The following is a 4,298-nucleotide window of genomic DNA, read 5'->3' as shown; positions in this document are numbered from 1 at the left end:
AAGGGCACAAACGTCCTGACCGGCGAATCAAATCTCACCATCGCGCAGATCGCCCGCGCCTACAAATCAAAAGGAATCGGCTCCATCGTGGTCGGCGATGAGAACTATGGCGAAGGCAGCAGTCGTGAGCACGCGGCCATGTCGCCGCGGTTTCTCAATGTCCGCGCGGTCATCACGAAGCGCTTCGCGCGTATTCATGCAACGAATTTGAAGAAGCAAGGCATTTTGCCGCTGACGTTCGCCGATCCGAAGGATTACGACAAGATCGAGATGAACGATCGATTGAGCGTGGTGGACTTGGCGAATCTGGCGCCGGGCAAACCGGTGACGGTGGTCGTTCATAAGACGGGCGGCGACGTGAAGATTCAAGCGAACCACAGCATGACGGCACAGCAACTCACTTGGTTTAAGGCCGGTTCCGCGTTGAACGCGCTGAACTAAACGATATATTGAGAAGGGATAACCATGGCAAAAGCGGACAAAATCATCTATACGAAGACCGACGAAGCGCCGATGCTGGCGACCTATTCGTTTCTGCCGATCATCAACGCATTTTCGAAGGCGGCAGGCGTCACCGTGGAACTGCGTGACATTTCGCTCGCGGGCCGTGTGATTGCCGTGTTTCCGGAATATTTGACCCCCGAACAGAAGCAGCATGATGCCTTGGCCGAGCTAGGCGAGATGGCTAAGACGCCGGAGGCCAATATCATCAAGCTTCCGAATATCAGCGCCTCCATCCCACAGTTGGTGGCGACGATCAAGGAATTGCAGAAACAGGGGTATAAACTGCCGGACTATCCGGAAAACCCGAAGGACGACAAGGAGAAGGACATCAAGGCTCGTTACGACAAAGTGAAAGGCAGCGCGGTCAATCCGGTGCTGCGCGAAGGAAACTCCGATCGACGAGCGCCGTTGTCCGTGAAGGCCTATGCCCGGAAGCATCCGCACAAGATGGGCGCTTGGTCGCCGGATTCAAAAACTCACGTCTCCCACATGAAGGGCGGCGACTTCCGCTCGAACGAAAAATCGATGACGATCCCGGCGGCGACGACCGCGAAGATCGAGTTTGTCGGTGCAGATGGGAAGACCACCGTGCTGAAGGAGAAGATCGCCTTGCAGGCCGGTGAAGTACTGGATGCAACCTTCATGAGCGTCAAAGCTCTTCGCAAGTTCTTGGAAGAGCAAATCGAGGACGCGAAGGCAAAGGGTATCTTATGGTCACTCCATATGAAGGCCACTATGATGAAGATCTCCGATCCGAAGATCTTCGGCCATGCCGTGACAGTCTATTACAAGGATGTCTTCGAGAAACACGCCGAGACGTTCAAGAAGCTCGGCGTCGACCCGGATAACGGTCTCGGCGACGTCTATGCCAAGATCAAGTCCTTGCCGGACGATCAACGCAAGGCGATCGAAGCCGACATCCAGGCCGTCTACCAGAAGCGTCCGCCCATGGCGATGGTGAACAGCGACAAGGGTATCACCAATCTCCATGTGCCGAGCGACATCATCATCGATGCCTCCATGCCGCCGGTGATTCGCGATTCCGGCAAGATGTGGAATCCGCAAGGCCAATTGCAGGACGTGAAGTGCGTGATTCCTGACTCAAGCTATGCGCCGGTCTATCACGAAGTCGTCGAGTTCTGTAAGAAGAACGGCGCCTTCGATCCTCGCACCATGGGAACGATTCCGAACGTCGGCTTGATGGCGCAGGCGGCGGAAGAGTACGGCTCGCACGATAAGACCTTCAAGGCGCCCGGCAACGGTACGATTCGCATCGTGGATGCGTCGGGCAAGACGCTGATTGAGCATAAGGTTGAGGAAGGCGATATCTGGCGCGCGTGTCAGGTGAAAGACACCCCGATTCAGGATTGGGTGAAGCTGGCCGTGTCCCGCGCGAGAGCGACGGGAGCTCCTGCGGTGTTCTGGTTGAACAAGGATCGCGCGCATGACGCTGAGTTGATCAAGAAGGTCAATACCTATTTGCAAAAACACGATACGACCGGCCTTGAGATCAAGATCATGGCACCTGCCGACGCCTGCCGCTTTTCAATCGAGCGGATGAAGGACGGCAAGGACACGATCTCTTGTACCGGCAACGTGCTCCGTGATTATCTCACCGACCTCTTCCCGATTCTCGAAATCGGCACCAGCGCCAAGATGCTTTCAATTGTTCCGCTATTGAACGGTGGTGGCTTGTTCGAGACCGGTGCCGGAGGATCTGCACCGAAGCATGTGCAGCAGTTTCAGGAAGAAGGGTACCTGCGCTGGGATTCGCTCGGCGAGTTCTTGGCGTTGGCTGCTTCGCTGGAGCATCTGGCAAAGGTGGGGAACAATGCGGTCGCCAAGATTCTGGCGGATACGCTGGATCAAGCCAATGCAAAGTTCTTGGAGAGCAACAAGTCACCGGCTCGTAAGGTCGGCGAGATCGACAACCGGGGCAGCCATTTCTATCTGGCGCTCTATTGGGCACAGGCCTTGGCCGCCCAAACGGCGGATAAGAAGATCGCGGAGAAGTTCCAAAAGATCGCCAAAGATCTGACCGATAACGAGAAGACGATCGATCAGGAGTTGTTGGCGGCGCAAGGAAAGCCGCAGGACGTCGGAGGATACTACCACCCGGACGACGCAAAGGCTGCGAAGGCGATGCGCCCAAGCGCGACGTTGAACAAAATCGTGGACGCGATTGCATAGAATTGCGTTAGGGGTTAGGCGTCAGGCGTGAGGGTTCTTTTCATCCCCTTACGCCTTATGCCAGCGCCTCGCTGGCTTTAGGCCAATGTAAGGAACAATGAACCAAGAAGATACCAATGTCATCGATCAGCCCGAGGTACTGAAGCCACGGATGGTGACGATCGAGATCGCCGGCAAGAAAGTGGAAGTGCCGGAAGGAATCACGGTCATCAAGGCCATGTGGTATGCCGGTCAGGAAGTGGTCCGTGGCGTCGGATGCCTCGGCGGTTTCTGCGGCGCTTGCGCGACCTACTACCGCACGAAAGACGATCCCAAAGTCCGCACCTGTTTGGCCTGCCAGACTGCGGTGCAGGACGGTATGTCGTTCACGATGATGCCGCCGTTTCCGGCGCGCAAGGCCACCTACGAAATTCAAACGCTCCAAGATCCGAAGCAAGATCTCTTCAATCTCTATCCAGAAGCGCCCCTCTGTCGGAATTGCAACGCTTGCACCGAGGCCTGTCCGCAGAAGATCGACGTGCGCGAAGGAGTCTGGAAAGCCGTCTTCGGAGACTTCAAGAGCGTCTCCGAGATGTTCATGGATTGCGTCATGTGCGGCATGTGCACGCCGGTGTGCATCGCGGACATCGCCCCCAATCTCGTGGCGTTGTACGTCAGTCGCGCGCAGGGGGCGCATTTTTCCGAAAAACCGGCGGGCCTCGATACGCGTATTAAGGAAATTCAAGACGGTCGGTTCAACGACGAGTGGAACAAAATTCTGAAGATGAACGACAAGGAACTGGCCGAGCACTGTGCCACGGTAAAGTAGCGACGTTCTTGAGGCGCCCGAGATGGACATTCATGCCCTCCAACAGATCGTACACAGGACTCGGGACGCCCGACGCAAGCAAACCATCCCCAAGTTTTCTCCCACAGACCGCGACCAGCTGATTCATAAGTATCATCCCGACTTTCGTGCCAGTGCCTATCGGCCGATCAAGTTCGGTCCTAACGAAGGCGACAGGACGGTCATCGAGTTGGCGACACTGCTTGAAGGCGACAGCTCCATCCAAGACAATGTCGATCTCAGCGCGCACTACACCTGCGATGTGCTGGTCATCGGAGGCGGCGGAGCCGGGTGCGCGGCGGCGTTGCATGCGCATGGCGCCGCTGCCAAGACAATTCTCGCGACGAAGCTTCGTTTGGGAGATTCCAACAGCGTGATGGCGCAGGGCGGGATGCAGATTTCCGTCGCGCCGGAAGATTCGCCTGTCACGCATTTCATCGATACGCTCAAGGGCGGTCATATGGAAAACGACCATGCCCTTCTCAAGGTCATGGTCGAGGATGGACCGTCGATTGCAAAGTGGCTCTTGGAATTGGGTGTGTTGTTCGATCGTCAGGCCGACGGCAATCTGCATGTCAAGAAGGGTGGCGGTAGTTCAAAGCCGCGTCTTCTGACGTGCTCCGATTATACGGGCCTTGAAATCATGCGCGTGCTCAAGGACGAAGTCATCAACCAAAAGATTCAACTGTTGGAATTTGCCGCAGCGATCGAACTGCTCAGTGATGATCGAGGACATTGCACCGGCGCTGTCTTCAAAGATCTCGACAATCAACGGCAC

At 56.2% G+C, this 4,298-nt stretch carries 3 protein-coding genes and 1 pseudogene; all 4 read left to right on the top strand.

Annotated features, from left to right (window positions below; all coding sequences use genetic code 11):
* Positions 1-441 (top strand): annotated as a pseudogene (locus ACOSYY_RS06145) (aconitate hydratase); the annotation flags it as partial.
* Positions 442-465: 24 nt separating this feature from the next.
* The gene (locus ACOSYY_RS06140; RefSeq protein ID WP_421661383.1) at positions 466-2,694 is read left to right on the top strand and encodes an NADP-dependent isocitrate dehydrogenase; all 2,229 of its coding nucleotides are present in this window, start codon (positions 466-468) and stop codon (positions 2,692-2,694) included.
* A 97-nt stretch (positions 2,695-2,791) separates the two neighbouring features.
* Positions 2,792-3,502 (top strand): 2Fe-2S iron-sulfur cluster-binding protein, encoded by a 711-nt coding sequence (locus tag ACOSYY_RS06135; protein WP_421661382.1) that lies wholly within the window; start codon positions 2,792-2,794, stop codon positions 3,500-3,502.
* Positions 3,503-3,524: 22 nt separating this feature from the next.
* Positions 3,525-4,298, top strand: a 774-nt coding sequence (locus ACOSYY_RS06130; RefSeq protein ID WP_421661381.1) for an FAD-binding protein, incomplete at its 3' end; no start/stop codon positions are given.

The sequence above is a fragment of the Nitrospira sp. BLG_2 genome (assembly GCF_049222245.1).
This window is presented reverse-complemented; position numbering and strand designations above follow the sequence as displayed.

Excerpts from the sequence above, each read along its gene's own strand:
- ACOSYY_RS06140 (WP_421661383.1), top strand. The coding sequence starts at position 466 with ATGGCAAAAGCGGACAAAATCATCTATACGAAGACCGACGAAGCGCCG.
- ACOSYY_RS06135 (WP_421661382.1), top strand. The coding sequence starts at position 2,792 with ATGAACCAAGAAGATACCAATGTCATCGATCAGCCCGAGGTACTGAAG.